At 59.2% G+C, this 19,142-nt stretch carries 16 protein-coding genes and 2 tRNA genes; 15 read left to right on the forward strand and 3 right to left on the reverse strand.

Annotated elements, in window-relative coordinates; all coding sequences use genetic code 11:
* The first annotated feature begins 201 nt into the window (after nt 1–201).
* The 5 genes from dnaN to MHX52_RS04350 all read left to right on the forward strand — a co-directional run bounded on the left by dnaN (nt 202) and on the right by MHX52_RS04350 (nt 6,378).
* Nucleotides 202–1,386, forward strand: a complete 1,185-nt coding sequence (gene dnaN / locus MHX52_RS04330; RefSeq protein WP_239316756.1) for a DNA polymerase III subunit beta — start codon at nt 202–204, stop codon at nt 1,384–1,386.
* 60 nt (nt 1,387–1,446) lie between these two features.
* Nucleotides 1,447–2,715 carry a DNA replication/repair protein RecF gene (recF, locus tag MHX52_RS04335; RefSeq protein WP_239316758.1) on the forward strand — a complete coding sequence of 423 codons (1,269 nt, stop codon included), beginning with the start codon at nt 1,447–1,449 and terminating at the stop codon, nt 2,713–2,715.
* Nucleotides 2,705–3,232, forward strand: coding sequence for a DUF721 domain-containing protein (locus tag MHX52_RS04340; RefSeq protein ID WP_011272777.1), 528 nt, complete (start codon nt 2,705–2,707; stop codon nt 3,230–3,232). The genes recF and MHX52_RS04340 overlap by 11 nt, the downstream gene beginning before the upstream one ends.
* A gap of 110 nt (nt 3,233–3,342) precedes the next feature.
* On the forward strand, nt 3,343–5,367 hold the full coding sequence (gyrB, locus tag MHX52_RS04345; RefSeq protein ID WP_035003291.1) for a DNA topoisomerase (ATP-hydrolyzing) subunit B: 2,025 nt from the start codon (nt 3,343–3,345) through the stop codon (nt 5,365–5,367).
* A 9-nt stretch (nt 5,368–5,376) separates the two neighbouring features.
* Nucleotides 5,377–6,378: an alpha/beta fold hydrolase gene (locus MHX52_RS04350; RefSeq protein WP_239316761.1), complete on the forward strand. Its 1,002-nt coding sequence runs from the start codon at nt 5,377–5,379 to the stop codon at nt 6,376–6,378.
* Between the two features lie 141 nt (nt 6,379–6,519).
* Here the strand turns inward: MHX52_RS04350 and MHX52_RS04355 are convergent, their stop codons facing one another.
* Complete coding sequence (locus MHX52_RS04355; protein ID WP_239316763.1) at nt 6,520–7,164, reverse strand: cell surface protein; 645 nt, start codon at nt 7,162–7,164, stop codon at nt 6,520–6,522.
* 413 nt (nt 7,165–7,577) lie between these two features.
* On the opposite strand from MHX52_RS04355, the gene gyrA reads away from it, so the two are divergent.
* The 5 genes from gyrA (at nt 7,578) to MHX52_RS10410 (ending at nt 11,687) form a co-directional block, all read left to right on the forward strand.
* Nucleotides 7,578–10,091 (forward strand): DNA gyrase subunit A, encoded by a 2,514-nt coding sequence (gyrA, locus tag MHX52_RS04360; protein WP_239316765.1) that lies wholly within the window; start codon nt 7,578–7,580, stop codon nt 10,089–10,091.
* 156 nt (nt 10,092–10,247) lie between these two features.
* Nucleotides 10,248–10,943, forward strand: a complete 696-nt coding sequence (locus tag MHX52_RS04365) for a DUF3566 domain-containing protein (protein ID WP_239316767.1) — start codon at nt 10,248–10,250, stop codon at nt 10,941–10,943.
* Between the two features lie 104 nt (nt 10,944–11,047).
* Nucleotides 11,048–11,124: transfer RNA gene (locus MHX52_RS04370), tRNA-Ile, on the forward strand.
* Between the two features lie 65 nt (nt 11,125–11,189).
* A tRNA-Ala gene (locus MHX52_RS04375) sits at nt 11,190–11,262 on the forward strand.
* A gap of 290 nt (nt 11,263–11,552) precedes the next feature.
* Nucleotides 11,553–11,687 (forward strand): integrase core domain-containing protein, encoded by a 135-nt coding sequence (locus MHX52_RS10410; protein ID WP_161799467.1) that lies wholly within the window; start codon nt 11,553–11,555, stop codon nt 11,685–11,687.
* Nucleotides 11,688–11,850: 163 nt separating this feature from the next.
* Here the strand turns inward: MHX52_RS10410 and MHX52_RS04380 are convergent, their stop codons facing one another.
* Entirely contained in the window at nt 11,851–13,752 is a 1,902-nt protein-coding gene (locus MHX52_RS04380; RefSeq protein ID WP_239316768.1) for a hypothetical protein, read from the reverse strand.
* A 351-nt stretch (nt 13,753–14,103) separates the two neighbouring features.
* On the opposite strand from MHX52_RS04380, the gene MHX52_RS04385 reads away from it, so the two are divergent.
* The 5 genes from MHX52_RS04385 (at nt 14,104) to MHX52_RS04405 (ending at nt 18,353) form a co-directional block, all read left to right on the forward strand.
* Nucleotides 14,104–15,834, forward strand: a complete 1,731-nt coding sequence (locus tag MHX52_RS04385; RefSeq protein ID WP_239316769.1) for an RNA-binding domain-containing protein — start codon at nt 14,104–14,106, stop codon at nt 15,832–15,834.
* Between the two features lie 170 nt (nt 15,835–16,004).
* Nucleotides 16,005–16,334 carry a hypothetical protein gene (locus MHX52_RS04390; RefSeq protein ID WP_239316771.1) on the forward strand — a complete coding sequence of 110 codons (330 nt, stop codon included), beginning with the start codon at nt 16,005–16,007 and terminating at the stop codon, nt 16,332–16,334.
* 216 nt (nt 16,335–16,550) lie between these two features.
* Nucleotides 16,551–16,958, forward strand: coding sequence for a hypothetical protein (locus MHX52_RS04395; RefSeq protein WP_239316772.1), 408 nt, complete (start codon nt 16,551–16,553; stop codon nt 16,956–16,958).
* A gap of 34 nt (nt 16,959–16,992) precedes the next feature.
* Nucleotides 16,993–17,589: a sigma-70 family RNA polymerase sigma factor gene (locus MHX52_RS04400; RefSeq protein ID WP_239316774.1), complete on the forward strand. Its 597-nt coding sequence runs from the start codon at nt 16,993–16,995 to the stop codon at nt 17,587–17,589.
* Nucleotides 17,586–18,353, forward strand: a complete 768-nt coding sequence (locus MHX52_RS04405) for an anti-sigma factor (RefSeq protein WP_239316776.1) — start codon at nt 17,586–17,588, stop codon at nt 18,351–18,353. Before MHX52_RS04400 ends, MHX52_RS04405 begins: the two co-directional genes overlap by 4 nt.
* Here MHX52_RS04405 and MHX52_RS04410 read toward each other — a convergent pair.
* The gene (locus MHX52_RS04410; RefSeq protein ID WP_049050536.1) at nt 18,350–18,934 is read right to left on the reverse strand and encodes a hypothetical protein; all 585 of its coding nucleotides are present in this window, start codon (nt 18,932–18,934) and stop codon (nt 18,350–18,352) included. The two genes, MHX52_RS04405 and MHX52_RS04410, sit on opposite strands and share 4 nt — an antisense overlap.
* Between the last annotated feature and the right edge of the window lie 208 nt (nt 18,935–19,142).

Consider the following 19,142-nt stretch of genomic DNA (forward strand, 5'->3'; position numbering starts at 1 on the left):
ACCTGCGGTGCGACATGCATCGATTAGGGTTTGTGCACAGGATCCACAACACCTACTACGACTGCTATCTCTCTAAATAAAAGGGAATAAACAGAAATAGAGCTTGTGGGTTAATCTTGATCAGACGAACCTCGAGGCCCGCTAGACCCCGAGAACCTCGAAAACCACGAGAGCGACGAGAGCACGGAAGTTAGATTGAGCATGGATAGCCAAACAGTGAGTTTCATTGTTCCCAAGGATGACTTCGCATCCGCCCTCGGTTGGGTAGCCCGCTCCCTGCCTAGCAAGCCGACCCAGCCCATCCTGCGCGGCGTGATGATTGTCGCCGACGACGAAGGGTTGGAGCTTTCCGGATTCGACCGCGAGGTTTCCACTCGCGTGCGCATCAATGCCGAGGTCAACGAGCCCGGCAAGATTCTCGTAGCCGGCAAGCTGGCCTCCGACATCGTTGGCTCTTTGCCGAATAAGCCGATCAACATCGAGTTCGACGGCACTACCGTGACTCTCAAGACTGGCAAGTCCAAGTTCGAACTGCCCGCAATGACCATCGAGGATTACCCGGTTCTGCCGGAGCTGCCCGAGGTCACCGGCACTATCGACCCGAACCTCTTTGCGGAATCTATCTCGCAGGTCGCTGTGGCGGCCGGCCGCGACGACACCCTGCCGATGCTCACCGGCGTACACGTGGAAATCGACGGTGAGAATGTCATTATGGTCGCCACTGACCGCTTCCGCCTGGCCGTCCGCAGCTTCCAGTGGAATCCGGCGCAGGCCGACGCTCAGGCGAAGTTGCTGATCCCGGCCCGTACTCTGGCGGATACCGCGCGTTCCATGGATCCGAATAACACCGACCCCATCGAGATCGCAGTGGGCACCGGTGAGGACATCGGCGCCGATGGTCTGCTGGGTATCTCCACCGAATCGCGGCATACCACCACGCGCCTGCTCGACGCGGAGTTCCCGAAGTTCCGCCCGCTGCTGCCGAAGACGCACACCGCCCTCGCAAGCGTGGAGATCGCCCCGCTGCAGGAGGCCATCAAGCGCGTCTCCATCGTCGCTGAGCGGAACTCCCAGATCCGGATGGACTTCAAGGACAACACCGTCACCCTTTCCGCAGGTGGCAGCGATGTCGGTTCCGCTACGGAAACCCTGGACTGCGCTTTCGCCGGCGAGCCGCTGGTCATCGCGTTTAACCCCAGTTACCTGAAGGAAGGCCTGGCCGCCATCCACACCCCGCGCGTGGTCTTCGGCTTCACCATGGCCTCCCGCCCCGCGATCCTGCTGCCGGATCCGGGCGAGCTGCCCGAGGCCGATGCAGAGGGCAACTTCGCAACCCCGGAAACGGACTTCACTTACCTGCTGATGCCAGTACGCCTGCCGGGTTAAGCCAGGCTAGGCCGAGGTTGATTCTCGAGGTTGTTTTTCTAGGTTGATTTCTGGCTAACCGTGTACGTCTCCAATCTTCGTCTGAGTAATTACAGGTCGTGGGAGGAACTCGACCTGCAGCTCAGCCCTGGCATCACGATCTTTTCCGGCCCTAATGGCCACGGGAAAACCAACATCGTCGAGGCACTCGGTTACCTAGCCCACCTAAGCTCGCACCGCGTCAACACCGACGCCGCCCTGGTGCGGCGTGGGGAAGACATCGCCAACATCTCCGCTACCGCCGTGAATAATGGCCGCGAGCTCACCGCTCACCTGGCCATCCGCGCTCGCGGCTCGAATCGCGCGCACATAAACCGCGCTGCCATGAATTCCCAGCGGGATCTGCTGGGGGTTGTGCGAACCACGCTGTTTTCCCCGGAGGATCTGGCGCTGATCCGCGGCGAACCCGAGCAGCGGCGTCATTTCCTAGACACAATCATGATTTCCAGATATCCGCGCCTAGCTGCCGTGAAGGCGGACTACGACAAGGCCCTGCGCCAGCGGAACGCGCTGCTGCGGCAGTCGGCCTTCGCCCTGCGGCTTGTCGTCGGCGCCCCGAAGGGGGCCAGCCACAACCTCTCGGAGGACATCAAGGCCGATGCGGAATCCGCCCTGGCCACTCTCGATGTTTGGGATAGCCAGTTGGCCGCGCTGGGTGGGCAGATCATGTCGGCGCGGGTGCAGATCGTCCACGACCTTGCCCCGCACCTGCAGCAGACCTACCAATCATTGGCTCCACAGTCGCGCCCCGCGCACATGTCTTACACGTCCACCATCGATGCGGAGCTCGCTGACCTGGGCATTCGCCTGGGCGTCAGCGAGCCAGACCAGCCCACGGCACTTCTCAGCCCCGAGATCGCCGAGGCCACGCTGCTGCAGGCCTTCGCCACCAAGCGCCCCCAGGAGGTCGAGCGCGGCACCACGCTGCTTGGTCCCCACCGCGACGACGTGAACTTGATCCTCGGCCACCAGCCAGCCAAGGGTTACGCCTCGCACGGCGAATCTTGGTCATTTGCCCTCTCGCTGCGGCTCGCCGCGTTTTTTATGCAGCGCGGGGACGGGGTTGAGCCCGTCGTGATCCTCGACGATGTTTTTGCGGAGCTCGATTCTTCTCGACGCCACCACCTCGTCGACCTCATTTCCAGCGCAGAGCAGGTCCTCATCACGGCCGCGGTGGATGAGGACATTCCAGAAGCCCTGCGGGATGTAGCAAAGATCTACACTATTGATGAACTCAAGACTGCCGCGACGGAACGCATTGTGAAGGATGGCGAGGCCAATGGCGACTGACCCAGTAGCCCAAGCCCTCGCCGCCATGAAGAAGGCCGGTGGTTCCCCACAGGCCGAGTTGCCGCTGGTGGCGTCACCAAAAAAGAACAAGAAGACAACGTTCCGCAAGGCGACCAGGTACAAGACCCGCATGGATGGGCGGCTCGATCGTAGTTACCGCGACCCGAAGCGTTTCGGTGCGCTGATTGGGCGCGAGATCAAGCGGCAGGGCTGGCAGCAGCGGGTGAGCGTTGCACGGATCATGAACGCCTGGCCGGAGCTGGTGGGTGACAAGATCGCCGAACACACCCGCCCGGTGCGGTATGAGGAGGAAGCGCAGATTCTGGTGATCGAGTGCGATTCCACCCCGTGGACCACTCAGCTGCGCTACATGCAGACCGTAATTCTGCAGGCCATTGCCAAGCGTGCGGGCGAGGACGTGGTGGCGCAGCTGCGGATCGAGGGACCCAACATCCGCCGGCCGAAATACGGCAAGTTGCGCGTGCAAGGGCGCGGGCCGCGAGACGACTTCGGATGATCTAAACACGGTTCAAATAGCTCAAACGGCCTGTCCAATGGCACCTTTAGGCCCGCGACGCGCTAGAATGGGGTGGTTATTTACGCGCGAGAAAAGGAGTTTGACCCACCGTGGCTGAACCACAGAAGCAGAGCGACTACGGCGCGAGTTCAATTACGATCCTCGAGGGCTTGGAGGCCGTTCGCAAGCGCCCCGGTATGTACATCGGTTCCACCGGCGAGCGCGGCCTGCACCACCTGGTGTGGGAGGTTGTGGACAACTCGGTTGACGAGGCCATGGCGGGTTACGCCAAGGAAGTCAGCGTAACGCTGCTGGCCGACGGTGGCGTGGAGGTCATCGACGACGGCCGTGGTATTCCGGTGGAGGATCACCCGACCGGCCCGCCGACCGTGCAGGTTGTTATGACGCAGCTGCACGCGGGCGGCAAGTTCGACTCGGACTCCTATGCCGTATCCGGTGGTCTGCACGGTGTGGGTATCTCGGTGGTTAACGCCCTGTCTACCCGCATGGAGACTGAGATTAAGCGGGATGGGTACCTGTGGCGTCAGAACTTCAACGAGGCTGTGCCCGAGGAGCTGCAGCAGGTGAAGAAGGCCCGCGGTAGCGGAACGAAACAGCGCTTCTGGCCGGACCCGGAGATCTTCGAGACCGTCGAGTTCAACTTCGACACCGTGGCGAAGCGCCTGCAGGAGATGGCCTTCCTGAACAAGGGCCTGACCATCAAGCTCGTCGACGAGCGCGAGAACCTCGAGGACGACGAAGAGCTGGAGACCGCAGCCGAGGATGCGGCGGCACCGAAGTCCGCCGAGGAAAAGGCGGCAGAGGCAGAGAAGAAAAAGGGTCCGCGCACCCGCGTCTTCCACTACCCGGAGGGCCTGAAGGACTACGTCGCCTACATCAACCGCAAGCGCACCGCGATCCACCCGACCATCATCTCCTTCGACGTGGCCGAGGAGGACCACGAGGTAGAGGTTGCGCTGCAGTGGAACAGCGGCTTTAGCCAGTCCGTTCACACCTTCGCCAACACCATCAACACCTTCGAGGGTGGTACGCACGAGGAAGGCTTCCGCGCGGCGCTGACCTCCCTGATGAACCGCTATGCCCGCGAGCACAAGCTGCTGAAGGCCAAGGATCCGAAGCTTAGCGGTGACGACGTGCGCGAAGGCCTCGCGGCGGTTATCTCCGTGCGCGTCGGCGACCCGCAGTTCGAGGGTCAGACTAAGACCAAGCTCGGCAACACCGAGATCAAGGGCTTCGTGCAAAGGGCCGTAAACGAGCACCTGGCGGATTGGCTGGATGCCAACCCGGCGGAGGCGAAGGCCATCGTGGACAAGGCGGTGGCCTCCGCCCACGCTCGCGATGCCGCCCGCAAAGCCCGCGACATGGTGCGCCGCAAGTCCGCCTCCGACATCGGCGGCCTGCCGGGCAAGCTGGCCGATTGCCGTTCCCGCGATCCGAAGCTCAGCGAGCTGTACATCGTGGAGGGCGATTCCGCAGGTGGTTCCGCGAAGTCCGGCCGCGATTCCATGTACCAGGCCATCCTGCCGCTGCGCGGCAAGATCCTGAACGTGGAGAAGGCCCGCATGGATAAGGTTCTGAAGAACAACGAGGTCCAGGCCATTATTACGGCCCTGGGCACCGGCATCCACGACGAGTTCGACATCAAGAAGCTGCGTTACCACAAGATTGTGCTGATGGCCGACGCCGATGTGGATGGCCAGCACATCGCCACGCTGCTGCTTACCCTGCTGTTCCGCTTCATGCGTCCACTGGTGGAGGAGGGCTACGTGTACCTGGCCCAGCCACCGCTGTACAAGCTGAAGTGGGCGAAGGGCGAGCCGGGCTTTGCCTTCAGCGACCGCGAGCGCGACGAGCAGCTCGAGGAGGGCCTGGCGCAGGGCCGGAAGATCAACAAGGACGATGGCATCCAGCGCTACAAGGGTCTGGGTGAGATGAACGCCAAGGAGCTGTGGGAAACCACCATGGATCCGACGGTGCGCACCCTGCGTCGCGTGGATCTGGAGGATGCCGCGGCCGCCGACGAGATCTTCAGTGTGCTGATGGGCGACGACGTTGTGGCTCGCCGCAGCTTCATTACCAAGAACGCGCGCGACGTGCGCTTCCTTGATGTTTAATCGAGTGTTGTGAGCGATTCGAAACACCAAGGGAAAACCACTCGTACGCAGCCGCGCCGCGAGCCGACCCTGCTGCCGGTTGAGATGGCCGACGGCACCACGTCGCAGGTTCGCCTGTTCCTGCCCGGCACGGCGAAGGTGGGGGAGGAAGGTACGGACGCCACCGCCTCCAGCAGCGCTGCGAACTCAGCGAACAGCCCAGCGGATGCCGCGTGGGATCGTGCCCGCCCGCTGATCGTGGTCTGGCCGGGCTTTGGAATGGGTGCCCGCTATTACGACCCAATCGCCTGGGAGTTGGCGGACCGGGGATACCCGGTGGTTACCGGCGAGCTGCGTGGGCAGGGTAGTTCCACGGCCGTGGCCACCCGCAAGCACCAGTGGGGTTACCACCACCTGGCCTCTGAGGATTATCCGCGAACGATTCGGGCTGCGAAGGAAGCGTTGGGCGTCAATAAGGATCACCCCACGTTAATGCTTTGCCATTCGATGGGCGGACAGATCGGTGCGCTGTTTCTTGCGCGCCCCGAGGCTGCAGAGCTGGGCATTCGCGGGATGATGGGCGTGGGTTCCGGCACTCCGTATTACAAGGGGTTTGAGGGTAAGCAGCGTACGCGCCTGCGCTTCGGTACCTACCAGATCATGCTGAATATCCTGCTGTTTGGGTACCAGCCGGCGGGCGTGTTGGATTTGGCGGGCTATGGGCGCCAATCGGGTACCCAACTGCGCGAGTGGTTCCGTTATGGACAAACGAACCGCCTGCACAAGCTGGCGGACCAGGACATGGACTACGAAGAGGCGAAGAAGTCCGTGCGCACACCGGTGCTGCTAACGCGCTGCGCGAACGACGAGGATTGTCCGACTGCTTCCGCGGAGAACCTGGGGTCGGAGTTGCCCGCCGATGTGGTGCAGGTCGAAGAGCTCGATTCGCAGCTGGGGCATAACCGCTGGGCGCGGGAGCCGGAGCTGGTTTCCGATCGGCTGGAGGAGTTCTGGAGGGGGATGGCCGACTAGCGGTGCGCCCGGAGCGTGCCTAAAGCATTCGAACGCATGGGAAAACCCGCGGTCCCTTCCAGAGTGAGAAGGAGCCGCGGGTTCGTGGGTTAAACGGAAGGCGTGATCCGCCTTTCCGTGATTACGCAGTGGAAGCGTGAGTTATGCCTGGCGGCGAGCGAACATCATCCAAGCGCCTGCGACCATGGAGATCAGAGCCAGGCCAGCCAGGATGGAGATCTCCGGCTTAACGCCGGTGTTAGCCAGCTGAACGTTGCGCTCTGCCGGTGCCTCAGCGTCTGCAGCCGGAGCCTCTGCGACCGGTGCCTCAGCCTCGCCCTCGGCCGGTGCTTCAGCTGCCGGAGCCTCGATGTCCTCCTTGGCTGGAGCCTCTTCAGCCGGTGCCTCGGGCTTGCCCTCGCCCTCAGCCGGAGCTTCTTCCTTCTCGCCGTCCTTCGGAGCCTCAGCCTCGTCGTCGGCCTTGTCCTCGCCCTTGTCGCCGGCGTTGCCCAGGATTGCACCCAGAACGCCCAGGCCAACGATGGTGCCGCCGATGCCGGCAGCGATCTTATCTTCCTTGCTCATGTTGGAGGAGCCGGCCGGGTTCTCGTCCTCGTTGCCGGTCTCGTCGCCGGTCTGGTCGCCCTCGCCCTCGGCGCCGTTGTCCTCCGGCTGGGTGTTCTCGTTCTCTGCAGCCGGAGCGTTGCCAGCGCTTCCTTCCTGAGCGTTAGCAACCGGGGTCAGCAGGGCTGCGGAAGCCAGAGCGGTAGCAGCGGCGGTAGCGGTGATCTTCTTGGACAGCTTCATGTCTTTCTCCTATGTTTTCGTGTGCAGCCAAACCGTTTGGCTTCTGGGTGAAACGTCGGACATTTTTAAAGTAGCTTTCGCCCTGGGATTTTTCAGTGCTAGAAATTACAAAAATCCCTGCTCAGGTGGGTTAACAAGGCTTTCTCTTTAAAGAGACTGGTCAGCGCGAGATTGCACATATACGCAACTTTTCACACCAGCCACTTTAGTTTACCCACTTATGGGGGTAACTGACGTATTAACAATTCATTTATAAGTTCCAAATCAGTTCAAGCCGTAGAGACGATCCTGTCTCGAATTCACCTAACGGGGCGGGAAAGGTGGCGTCACAAAGCCTCCAAAGCGCAGGAAACCCACAACAAGGGGGTAGAATGGATAGGTCTGAAGGCTAAACAGAAAGGCTTCTCAAAACAGTGAGCGACGACAACAACGGTAGCGACAACCTCTTTGATCGAGTCACACCGATCGATCTGCAGGAGGAAATGAAGTCCAGCTACATCGATTACGCCATGAGCGTGATCGTCGGACGCGCCCTGCCCGAAGTCCGTGACGGTCTGAAGCCCGTGCACCGACGCATCCTCTACGCGATGTTCGACAACGGCTACCGCCCCGAGCGCAGCTACGTGAAGTCCGCGAAGCCCGTCGCCGACACGATGGGTAACTACCACCCGCACGGCGATATCGCGATCTACGCCACCCTCGTGCGCCTGGCCCAGCCGTGGTCCATGCGCTATCCGCTGGTCGACGGCCAGGGCAACTTCGGTTCCCGCGGTAACGACGGCGCGGCCGCCATGCGTTACACCGAGTGCCGCATGACGCCCCTGGCGATGGAGATGGTGCGCGACATCCGCGAGAACACCGTCGAGTTCCAGCCCAACTACGACGGCAAGACCACCGAGCCGACAGTGCTGCCGTCCCGCGTGCCGAACCTGCTGATGAACGGCTCCGGCGGCATCGCCGTGGGCATGGCTACGAACATCCCGCCGCACAACCTGAACGAGCTGGCGGAAGCCATCTACTGGCTGCTCGACAACCCGGATGCAGAGGAAGCCGACGCGCTGGAAGCCTGCATGGAGCGGGTGAAGGGACCGGACTTCCCGACTGCTGGCCTGATCGTCGGCGACAAGGGCATCCAGGACACCTACCGCACCGGCCGTGGCTCCATCCGCATGCGTGGCGTGACCAGCATTGAGGAAGAGGGCAACCGCCAGGTCATCATCATCACCGAGCTGCCCTACCAGGTGAACCCGGATAACCTGGTGGCCTCGATCGCGGAGCAGATTCGCGACGGCAAGATCGCCGGCATCTCCAAGATCGACGATGAGTCCTCCGACCGCGTGGGAATGCGCATCGTCATCACTCTGAAGCGCGACGCTGTGCCGCGCGTGGTGCTGAACAACCTGTACAAGCACTCCCAGCTGCAAACCAGCTTCGGATCCAACATGCTGTCCATCGTGGACGGCGTGCCGCGCACCCTGCGCCTGGACCAGATGCTGCGCCACTACGTGGACCACCAGATCGACGTGATTGTGCGCCGCACCCAGTTCCGCCTGGACGAGGCTGAGAAGCGTGCCCACATCCTGCGCGGCCTGGTGAAGGCGCTGGACATGCTGGACGAGGTCATCGCCCTGATCCGTCGCTCCCCGACGGTGGACGAGGCCCGCACCGGTCTGATCGACCTGCTGGACGTCGACGAGGTGCAGGCAGACCACATCCTGGCTATGCAGCTGCGCCGCCTGGCCGCGATGGAGCGCCAGAAGATCATTGACGAGTTGGCGGAGCTGGAGGAGACGATCGCCGACCTGAAGGCGATCCTGGAATCCCCGCAGCGCCAGCGCGACATCGTCCGCACCGAGCTGGCTGAGATCGTGGATAAGTACGGCGATGAGCGCCGCACGCAGATCATCGCCGCTTCCGGCGACGTGTCCGAGGAAGACCTAATTGCCCGCGAGAACGTGGTTGTGACCATCACCTCCACCGGCTATGCGAAGCGCACGAAGGTGGATAGCTACCGCAGCCAGCGCCGCGGCGGCAAGGGCGTGCGCGGTGCCGAGTTGAAGCAGGATGACGTGGTGCGCCACTTCTTCGTCTGCTCGACGCACGACACGATCCTGTTCTTCACCAACTTCGGCCGCGTGTATCGCCTGCGCGCCTTCGAGCTGCCGGAGGCCACCCGCACGGCCCGTGGCCAGCACGTGGCTAACCTGCTGGAGTTCCAGCCGGGCGAGCAGATCGCCCAGGTTATCCAGATCCAGTCCTACGAGGATGCCCCGTACCTGGTGCTGGCTACCGCACATGGCCGGGTGAAGAAGTCCCGCCTGACGGATTATGACACTGCCCGTTCCGGCGGCCTGATCGCCATCAACCTCAACGAGGGTGACCGCCTGGTCGGTGCGCAGCTGTGCACCGCCGAGGACGACCTGCTGCTGGTTTCCGAAGAGGGCCAGGCTATGCGCTTCACCGCCGACGATGAGACGCTGCGCCCGATGGGTCGCGCTACCGCCGGTGTGAAGGGCATGCGCTTCCGCGAGGAGGACCAGCTGCTGGCGCTGACGGTCGTGGCAGAGGATTCTTCCCTGTTCGTGGCTACCTCCGGTGGTTACGGCAAGCGCACTCCGATGGAGGAGTACCCGACGAAGGGCCGTGGCGGCCTGGGCGTGGTTGCGTTCAAGTACGACAAGAAGCGCGGCAAGCTGATCGGCGCGCTGACAGTCAATGACGACGACGAGATCCTGGCCATGACCTCCAACGGCGGCGTGATCCGCACCGAGGTCAGCCAGATCCGCCACAGCGGCCGCGCGACGATGGGCGTGCGCCTGGTGGACCTGGCCAAGGGCAACGAGCTGGTTGCCGTGGACCGCAACGTGGAGGAAGAAGCAGAGGAGTCTGCCGAGGCCACCGCGAAGGCGGAAACGGAATCCGAGTAGGCCGAGTACCCCGGGCAGTCCGGGTAGGCCTGCAGGGTAAGCCTTGAACCAAAGTAGCCTGGCGGTCGATACCGCTAGGCTACTGTCGTAAAGGCACAAAAGAGCACAACCGAGCACGAACGAGTACTGAAGAGTACGAACAAGTACGGAGATGCGATGACGCACAAAACGCCCCCGCCGAACGCGAAGAACGCGAAGAATGCCAAGAACGCGCAGGCCAAGAGCGCCAAGAACGCAGCGAACGCGCAGAATGCGAAGGCAAAGAACGCAAAGAACGCGAAGGCAACGGCGGATAAGGCTAAAAACGCTCCGGCGGAGCAGGCCAAGGCGCCGGTGCAGGATCAGGCTGCGACGAAGAACCAGACCACCGCGAAAACTGGTGACAAGGCCGCCGCGGAGACCGGGCAGAAGGCTACCGCGAATGCCGATCAGAAGGCGCCGGAGACCAACGCGGCTACCCAGCCCGCTCAGCCCGACAATAAGCCCAGCAAGCCCAACAAACCCGGCAACCCGGCCAAGCGGGGCGTGCAGCGCACAATCACGTACATCGAGCCGATCAGTGCCCTGAAGATGGCCCTTATCTTCAACTTGGCGCTGTTTGCGGTGTGGTTTGTGGCTATGGCGCTGATCTACATCGTTCTTGGCGCTGCGGGCACGTGGGACCGTCTGGATTCGTTGATTGGTGACCTGACGGATTCCTCCGGCATGTCCGCCGGAATGTACTTCGGTGGTGTTGTGGCCATTGGTCTTTTCGAGGTCGTGCTCTTCACCCTTCTGGCGCCCGTTGCCGCGCTGATCTACAACGCCTCGTCGAGCATTCTGGGCGGTCTGCGCATCCAGCTGGATCGCTAACTCTTTTGTTCTTTTTGACGCCCACTTTCCAGCCATAAAAACCGCTACTGAACAGGCGATTTGGTGATTGGCCGGGTTGGTGGGTAATGTTTCTACTCGTTCGAGGGCCTATAGCTCAGGCGGTTAGAGCGCTTCGCTGATAACGAAGAGGTCGGAGGTTCAAGTCCTCCTAGGCCCACCATCGAACACTCTTCGCTAGAGATAAAAGCGTCTGATATAGTTTCGGAAGCTTGGTTCGATAGTCAAGGGGCATTAGCTCAATTGGTAGAGCATCTGCTTTGCAAGCAGAAGGTCAGGAGTTCGATTCTCCTATGCTCCACAACTAAAAACGCAGGTCAGGGCTTTGCCGGGAACACTCCTAGCAAGGCCCTGACTGTTTTGTTTCACACTGGTTTCACACGAGGATTCTTCTGCGCCGCGTTCTTGCGTATGAGGGAGTCGATTTCAGTCCCCACTCGGTCTAGATCTGAGTCAAGGAGATCCGCGTAGGTGTCCAGCGTCATCTCGGCCCATCGAATGCCCGTATAAGCCAATACTCTAATGACGGTGGGTTACCGTCGGGCATGGTACGTGGCTTGCGGGACTGGGCCAAGTGAGCATGAGGCGCTCATGGCTTTTGTCTCGCCAGGTCAACCATGGCGTAACGGGTTTGTCGAGTCATTGCATAACCGGATGCGCGACGAGCTACGTGAGGATAATCTTTTTGAGGATCTCACCCACGCCAGGGTCATGGTTGACTGGTGATCGCGCCGGTACAAATCTGAACATCCGCACTCGGTGTTGGGCTATCTCAAACCGGGCAGGTATGCGGAGAATTGGAAGAAAAAGCAGCAGGCAGTCGCTTAAGCCTACTGAACCTAATTCTCAGACCACCCCAGCATGGGTATTAAACCTCGGGTGATAGCGATCAAGAATTTGGTGCATAGCCGGTGTCGAGGTGTTCAAGCTGAATATATGCAGGCAGGAAACCAGTAACGGGATGGTACCCAGCCGCCGTGACCCATGTTGAAACGTCAGTCATTTGGTTAGCATCGATAGCCTCGCACGTGACATGTGGACCGATAGAGTTTTCGGCAAAAACCGCATTCACTGCGAGGGTCAATTCCTGATTGACGGCTACTTTGTCTGCGTATTCAGACTCGAACGCGACCGCCACCCTAATCAGATGCCTCCCACTGGCAGAGGTTTTTCTAGCATGAGCTACCCCGATCCATGACAGGCCTTTGGTGCAACAGTGGCGTAGAGCACGGCGAACGACGGCGAGCGCGAGTGCCTGATTTGTGACAGCTATTGATCGTGCCCCTAACGCACGGGGCCATAAGATGGGGAGTTCCAGCGACGTGGCCTGTGGCGGTGCAGCGTTGGGAGAGGAGGTGCTGACGCCGGTCTCTTTCGGTGGATCGAACCACAGTAACTCAATCGGGAAGTCCGTAAAGGGATCGATGCCCAGGTCATCGAGAACATCACACACGTCATGTGCCACAGTGCCGAGTGGCGCCTGCTCATCGACCTCAACTGTTAACAGTGGTTGATGAATGGAACCTTCCACAGCGGAGGTGCTATTGGCACGCACGCTAAGCACGGAGCACACTGAACTTGCGGTGCTGCCGGATGCGAGACCCCAAGTGCTGAGAGATTCCCAGATCAGCGTCGGTGTTACAGCTGCGGCGAGACAATCAGGATCAGCCATCGCCTTTTCCTGTTGTAATTTAGAAACAAGTTCCGAGGATGCGAGATAGCCGCCGCGGTGAATTGCACGATCGACGATGCTTGTTCCTGGGATGAAGCTGCGTACCCGTATGATGCCGCTATCTGGGAGTCGACGAATACTTAACAAACTCCGTTGGGGAGGCTCCCTCAGGGCGTTATCGGCTGTGCGGGCGGCGCTGTCACCCAACACCTGCGTTAAGGATTGGACAGGGAGAAGCTCAGCGCTGAGCGGGATTCGGTACAGGATGATTGGTGTTTCTTCAGCATCCGGTTCATGGACGGTGCTAGGGAACGTCTGGTGGAAAATGATGTTCTGGAATACCGACTCGCAATGAACGCTACTTCCACATGCGCTAGCGAAGGCCTGTGCCCGGTCAACGATGTGCCTCAACACAGATTCTGTGAAAAGAGGATCATCTTCCTGAACGTGCAGGGTGATCACCGGAGCGGTGGTTGCAGAGTCATCATTAACTTTAAACGCCACACTATAGGCGAGGCGGCCATAACCGAGAACTTCCTGGGTGTTTAGAGAATCCGAACGAAGATCCTCTACATATTTCCGAGTAAGTTTCCGTACTACCGCGCCCGTGAAGTATTCACGAACAGCAAGAGCTAGCAGCCCTAATGACTCGGCCATATTCCAGGCAGGAATATGTTCTGAAAGAGCCGATCCTATCGCGGAGTTGCTGAGGCGCTGAGCTGCAGCTAATGCTTCCTTGGGACTGTAGTCGGGGCGGCGATCAGCTGCAGACGACTGCCTGAAGGAGTAGTTTTTGCTCCCGCACGCGCTATCGCTGACATCCAGGATGGCGAAGTCATGGTCGATGAGGTCATAATGCGTTAAACAGAGCTGCTGGTGGTTCACATAATCCAGCACAGATTCATCACTAGGAGCTCCAGCTAGCAACCACTGGATATGTGTGTACTCACGCTCAATGTCCTCGAATGTTGTGGCGCGTCCCCCGGCGCTCTGGATTAAGATTCTTCTGGGAGAATCCCCCGGAAGAACAGCCAACGCCTGGCAGTTTCGTGGGATGGCTAAACCACTGGTCCACGCTGCAATTCCAATCCAGCGCACATAGTCAAGTGACATGGTCATTTCGCCAGTTTAACCTTTTGGTTTGCAGTGGAGTGTTTTAATATTCTCTTGCTTTCCAGGCCAGTCTCGTTCGTCAATAGCATCTACATCGACTAGATTCCGCCGGCTCACGGGATGAGCAGATTTATGGCAATATGCACGTGCTGTAACCCTCTGTCCGCATCCCCTTTTGTCTATTAACCCTTCTTGTATCTGTGGTGTCCAGAGCGCTTTCGGGTTAAGGGTTAAAGTCCAAACTCATAAATCAAAGTGTGAAACTGCTAATTGTTTGACACTTTGATTCGCACTTTGAGGTTCAAACTGTGAATGAGCAGGTAGTGAAAGTGTGAAAAGTGATCTAGACTGATCATCATGAGCTGGAATGCCGAACGTCTTGCGGAAATGATCAGGGAGCTCCGTGCCTTCGGGGACGACACGACTCTTGTTGAATGTAAAACCGCGGCAGGAGGTGTTCCGGAGAACATCGGTGAGACGCTATGCGCATTCGCCAATATGCCGCAAGCTGGCGCGATCATTCTTGGCGTTAGCGAGCGAAAAGGTTTTGAAGTCACCGGTATTGAAAACCCAGCGGAAATGCAGAAGGCGATCGCATCGGTCAGCCGGTCTTCAGTAAAGCCGGCCCCGCAGCTTGAGTTCTTTCACCACATTGTTGACGGAAAACACGTTTTAGTGGTGGAAGTCACACCGTTGACACCGACAGAGAAACCGGCAAGGTTCAAGAACAAGGCATACCTGCGTCAAGCTGATGGCGATTATCAGATGAACTCTAACGATCTAAAGATGCTAGAGCTCTCTGCGCTAACGGCTAGCCAACAAACGAACTTCGATTTTCAGATTGTTCATGGAACCGATACTGGTGTGCTCGATGGCGAGGCGCTAAGGAGCTTTATCGAATCGGTGCGTCAGTCTAGAACTCGCCTATCCAGGATTGACGATGACTCACAGTTGCTCCAAATTTCTAACGTAACCGATAACCAGGGCAATCTTCGTTTGGGAGGTTTGTATGCGCTCGGTTATCTGCCTCAGTCAGTTGAACCTGCTCTTGGCGCAACTGTTGCGGTGAGGTTAGCTCGAGGTGATGGAATGGGGCGCCATAGAAATCTTAAGGAGATCGAAGGTCCACTGCCGGAGATGCTTGTGGAGATTATGAACTGGATCAGGCAAAACTCGGACACGGTGAGCAGGTATACGGAAATTGGCCATCTTGTCGATGAACCGGAGTTTCCGCCTTCGGCTATCCGAGAGGTGCTGGCGAATGCCCTGGTTCACCGGGATCTGGGGCCATCCGTGGAGGTGGGCAAAAAAGTAGAGGTTCGAATTACGGAGAAGATGCTTGTAGTGGTCAGCCCGGGTGGTTTGCGTGGATTATCCGCATCCCAGCTGGAAAGCCCGGAGCTGACCAAAGCCCCTGTAAACAAGCGGCTTTATGAGATTGCACGCTATCTAAGGACGCCGGATGGCGAGCGCGTCATCGAGGGTGAAGGTGGTGGAATTCAAGAGATTCTCACTGCTACGAGGGAGGCTCGTTTGCCAAAGCCGCAGTTCATCGATACCGGTGTCACGTTTAAAGTGTTATTTCCCCGCGGTTCACGTTTCAGTGAGATCGAGGATAAATGGCTCGAGGATCTGCAACGACAAGGAAAGCGGCGTCTCGTTCCGATTGAGGAAGATCTACTGGTGAATCTACGTAGTCAGGGCGGGGCGACGCGGCAGCGCATCGTGCAGATGTACGCCCCGTTGGGCGAGAGAGCATGTCGACGGATGCTTGATCAGCTCTCGGATAATGGGTTCCTTGATTACGAAGACGGCGTCTATTACGCCGTCGGAGAGGAGACCGGTTCTGGCGATAAGGCGCGTCGTAAGAGCACGGACGAGCAGATTCTACGATCCTTGGGAAAGAACGTTCCTAAAGTTTATGAAGCCATTGGCTTGAACGGGTCGGCGACAATGAAGGAGTTGCAGGATAGGACGAGTTTGTCTCCTGCGCAGGTCCGCTACGCACTTGATCCACTCCTCGCACAGGGATACGTGTCCATGGTCGGGGGTCAGGGACGAAAAGCGACGGTTTACAGCCGCGAGTAGCGGTTGAAGTCTAAGTGTGAATGAAACTATGAAACGATTCGTTGAAAGTCGCACTTTCATTCAAAGTTTGACACTTTGATTCTCAGTTTGATGCAAAGTGGGAATCCTTGAGGAGACGGCTAGGCAGGGAAGTTCTACGCATTGTCCGTTAGGTCATCACTCTTGCCTGTTTGACTTTCCTTCTTACTCTCAGCGATGCGTGTGCGGAGGACTTCGGCGCGTTCGCTGTCGCCCAAACCGTGTCGTTCCAGTACTTCCAGTACAGCTTCGTCGCCGGTGATTTCTCCTCGGAGGATGCGTCGGACATCCTCTTCGTCTCGGGTTGTCATGGTGTATCCGGCCATCGTCATGGAGGCGCGGACGGCAGCAGCCTTCTGATCTTCGGTGCGATTGTCGGGGTCATGGTCTGTGTCCCTTCCGATATGTTGTTGAGTTGTTTACGGTGGGCAAATGCCTTGGCATCTTCGGTGGATGTAGTACTTACTGTAGCGACGGGGTAAGACATCTAAAGTGGTTCATCTGCTCGGTAATCAAACGTTTGTTTGCCTTACTGCACTTCTGCGAACTGGTGGGGCATCTCGTGGCAAGTGTTCGGGAATTTAAGAATTCTCGAAAACTTCCAATCCGGTGTGGGGGAGGGCGCCGTATGTACCAATGAAGCGGCCCTGCGATGGGGTCGTGTGGAAAACGATCGCTAACCCGAAGGAGCAGTACAAATGATGATTCGCAAGACCAACTCTGCAGCTAACCGTGCAGCCGGATTCTCTGTGGGCCGTGCCGCCGTTGCTGTGGCCCTGACCGGCGTGATGGGCTTGGGCCTGGTCGCGTGCAACGAGGACGATGACGCCGGAGATTCCAAGATGAGCGAAACCTCTTCCTCTGAAATGACCAGCGAGAGCAAAATGACTGAAGAAGAGATGACCGAAGACATGAAGGGCGGTGACCAAATGTCCGGCAAGACGGAGAACATGATGGAGACCGACGAGAGCATGATGCCGGACAAGCCCGCCATGTCCGAGAAGATGGACAACAAGATGGACGGCAAAATGGAAGACAAGGTCGAGAACATGATGGAGACCGACGAAAGCATGATGCCGGATCTGCAGGGAAAGCAGAACCAGTAGATGACGAGCAGGTCGTAGGCCCCGGGGCGCTACGATGAAAACGGTGGCCATCGTCGATAGAGAAACCCTCGAGAGCTTGATGCTGCTCACCCAACAGGGTGATGCGGCGGCTTTCGCACGCCTCTACGACCACATCGCCCCGAATGTCCTGGGCCTCAGCCTGCAGATACTCCACGATCAGGCGCAGGCAGAGGAAGTCACCCAGGAAGTTTTCATCGAAGTGTGGCAGCACGCTGCAGACTTCGACCCAGCCAAAGGTTCGGCCAAAGCTTGGATTCTTCGCCGGGCGAGACTCCGCGCCATTGATCGCGTCCGAAGCGCCATCGCCACTATGAAACGGGATGACCGGGAGGCCTTCCTGGTGGCGTCAATAAACAAAGAAAGCGTGGAAGACGAGGCGCTAAGGAACGTGCAACGCCACGCCGTGCGGACCGCGCTGGAGATCATGGGCGAGCCGCACAAGACCGCGATTCTGCTGGCCTACTTCGGCGACATGACTCACGCGGAACTGGCGGAAGCCACCGGCGTACCGCTGGGAACTGCGAAGACGCGCGTGCGTGATGGGCTTCGTAAGCTAGAGAAGATCCTCAAGGAACAACGTGACGCACTGGCGGAAGGGGGTGCCCGATGAAAGACGAGAAGCCGGACTTCGGCGAGCTAGAAGCCGACCTGGCGGAGTTGGCCGGACCGGTGGCACCTCCGCCGCAGTTGAAGTCGAACATTATGGATGCGATCGCTTCGGGCGAGTATCCGCAGGTCGCGCCGGGTGCAGAGGCCGGTGAGGATAACGTAGTGCCTATGTCGAAGGCGCGCGGAGCTCGTCGTGGATTCGCGCGCACTGCCTTTGCCGCGGCTGCCGCAGTTGTACTGCTGGCCGGCGTGGGGATTGTGGGCACCACCAGCGGGCTATGGGGCAGTGGCGAGAACGCCGACCTTGCGGAGAACAACACCAGCGAGTCCGGCGAAGACGGTGGGGGAGACGCCCCGGAGGTGTTCTCAGACTCCGAAGGAGCTGGTCAGGGCACGAATGACGAGGAGCCCATGCAGGGTGCCGAGGCGGAAGACCACATGCACTCCATCATGGCGATGGGGGATGTGCGCAGCGTGTCGCTGAAGGCCGAAGGGTCGACGCTGGACGTGGTGGTCTCGACGGAGATGGATTCCGGTGGGGCGATGGTCAACGGCGCGCCCGTACTGAAGGACGGAATGGGCGCGCAGGTGTGGTCTATCAACAAAAGCGGCGCCGCCCGATCAGCCGGCGTGATTGGCCAGGACCCGCACGACAACGTGTGGATGCCGCTGCCCGCGGACACGATGATGGTGCGCGTCACCGAGGAGCCGATGGACGGCAGCGCCGCGCCGGGCGGGACCGTGCTGGCCGAGGGGAAGCTCTAGTTCCCTTCGGGCTCCACAGCGAACTTCTTGCCCTGGATGCGGACTTCGGTCACGCCCTTCGGCACGATGAAGGCTCCGTAACGACGAGACTTGTCGCCCACTTCGGTGCCCTCTCCCCAGTCTTCGTATCCTTCGCTTTGTTCACAGTCGAACCCGAGCTCGGCTTCCTTAGCGAAGCCATCACCGTCCACTGCTTTAGGGTTGTCAAGGTAGACCGAGCCACCACTGGCGGGATTGTCCAGCTTCTGGACGTCGATCTCAGCAAGGATCTGTAGGTATTGCTGATCGTCGTTCATTTGGTCGAAAGAGTACTCCGGATTGTCTACCCCAAAGCGGCATTCCTTACCCAGGGAGATTTCCTTGATGGTCATGAACACGTCATTGTCGCTGAGAGTAGAGATCCTAAGCGGCTTGTTCAGTTCGCCAGCGGCACCTTCGTCTTCGGTCGACTCCTCATTCTCAGGCGCGGATTCAGCTGCAGTGATGGTTCCAGCAGTGGTGGATTTCGGCTCATCACTCGAGCTGCAGGCCACGAGGCCAAGAGAAGCTGCAGTGACGATCGCAAGTGCGTAGCGGCGCATTTTTACTCCTAAAAGATAATGGTCAGGGAAATCATATACTTAACGGTGAATAAGAAACATAATTGTTTGCTGAGGTATGCAAAAGGGTGCCCCCGAGAGGGTTTGCTCTGAGTTCGGCCTCTGCCGAGGTGCTAAACCCCCATTTGTGTAGATCAGCCCCCGTCGCTGCAAGTAATGTGGAATCAGCGACCCTAATCAAACCGCAAAC

Origin of the sequence: Corynebacterium sp. ACRQJ, from assembly GCF_022346045.1 — a bacterium.
Lineage (GTDB): Bacteria > Actinomycetota > Actinomycetes > Mycobacteriales > Mycobacteriaceae > Corynebacterium > Corynebacterium evansiae.

What these genes read in the sequence shown, in the direction of transcription:
- MHX52_RS04395 (WP_239316772.1), top strand. Translation starts at nt 16,551, where the DNA reads ATGATGATTCGCAAGACCAACTCTGCAGCTAACCGTGCAGCCGGATTC.
- MHX52_RS04400 (WP_239316774.1), top strand. Translation starts at nt 16,993, where the DNA reads ATGAAAACGGTGGCCATCGTCGATAGAGAAACCCTCGAGAGCTTGATG.
- dnaN (WP_239316756.1), top strand. Translation starts at nt 202, where the DNA reads ATGGATAGCCAAACAGTGAGTTTCATTGTTCCCAAGGATGACTTCGCA.
- MHX52_RS10410 (WP_161799467.1), top strand. Translation starts at nt 11,553, where the DNA reads ATGGCTTTTGTCTCGCCAGGTCAACCATGGCGTAACGGGTTTGTCGAG.
- MHX52_RS04410 (WP_049050536.1), bottom strand. Translation starts at nt 18,934, where the DNA reads ATGCGCCGCTACGCACTTGCGATCGTCACTGCAGCTTCTCTTGGCCTC.
- MHX52_RS04380 (WP_239316768.1), bottom strand. Translation starts at nt 13,752, where the DNA reads ATGACCATGTCACTTGACTATGTGCGCTGGATTGGAATTGCAGCGTGG.
- MHX52_RS04365 (WP_239316767.1), top strand. Translation starts at nt 10,248, where the DNA reads ATGACGCACAAAACGCCCCCGCCGAACGCGAAGAACGCGAAGAATGCC.
- MHX52_RS04385 (WP_239316769.1), top strand. Translation starts at nt 14,104, where the DNA reads ATGAGCTGGAATGCCGAACGTCTTGCGGAAATGATCAGGGAGCTCCGT.
- MHX52_RS04340 (WP_011272777.1), top strand. Translation starts at nt 2,705, where the DNA reads ATGGCGACTGACCCAGTAGCCCAAGCCCTCGCCGCCATGAAGAAGGCC.
- MHX52_RS04355 (WP_239316763.1), bottom strand. Translation starts at nt 7,164, where the DNA reads ATGAAGCTGTCCAAGAAGATCACCGCTACCGCCGCTGCTACCGCTCTG.
- MHX52_RS04405 (WP_239316776.1), top strand. Translation starts at nt 17,586, where the DNA reads ATGAAAGACGAGAAGCCGGACTTCGGCGAGCTAGAAGCCGACCTGGCG.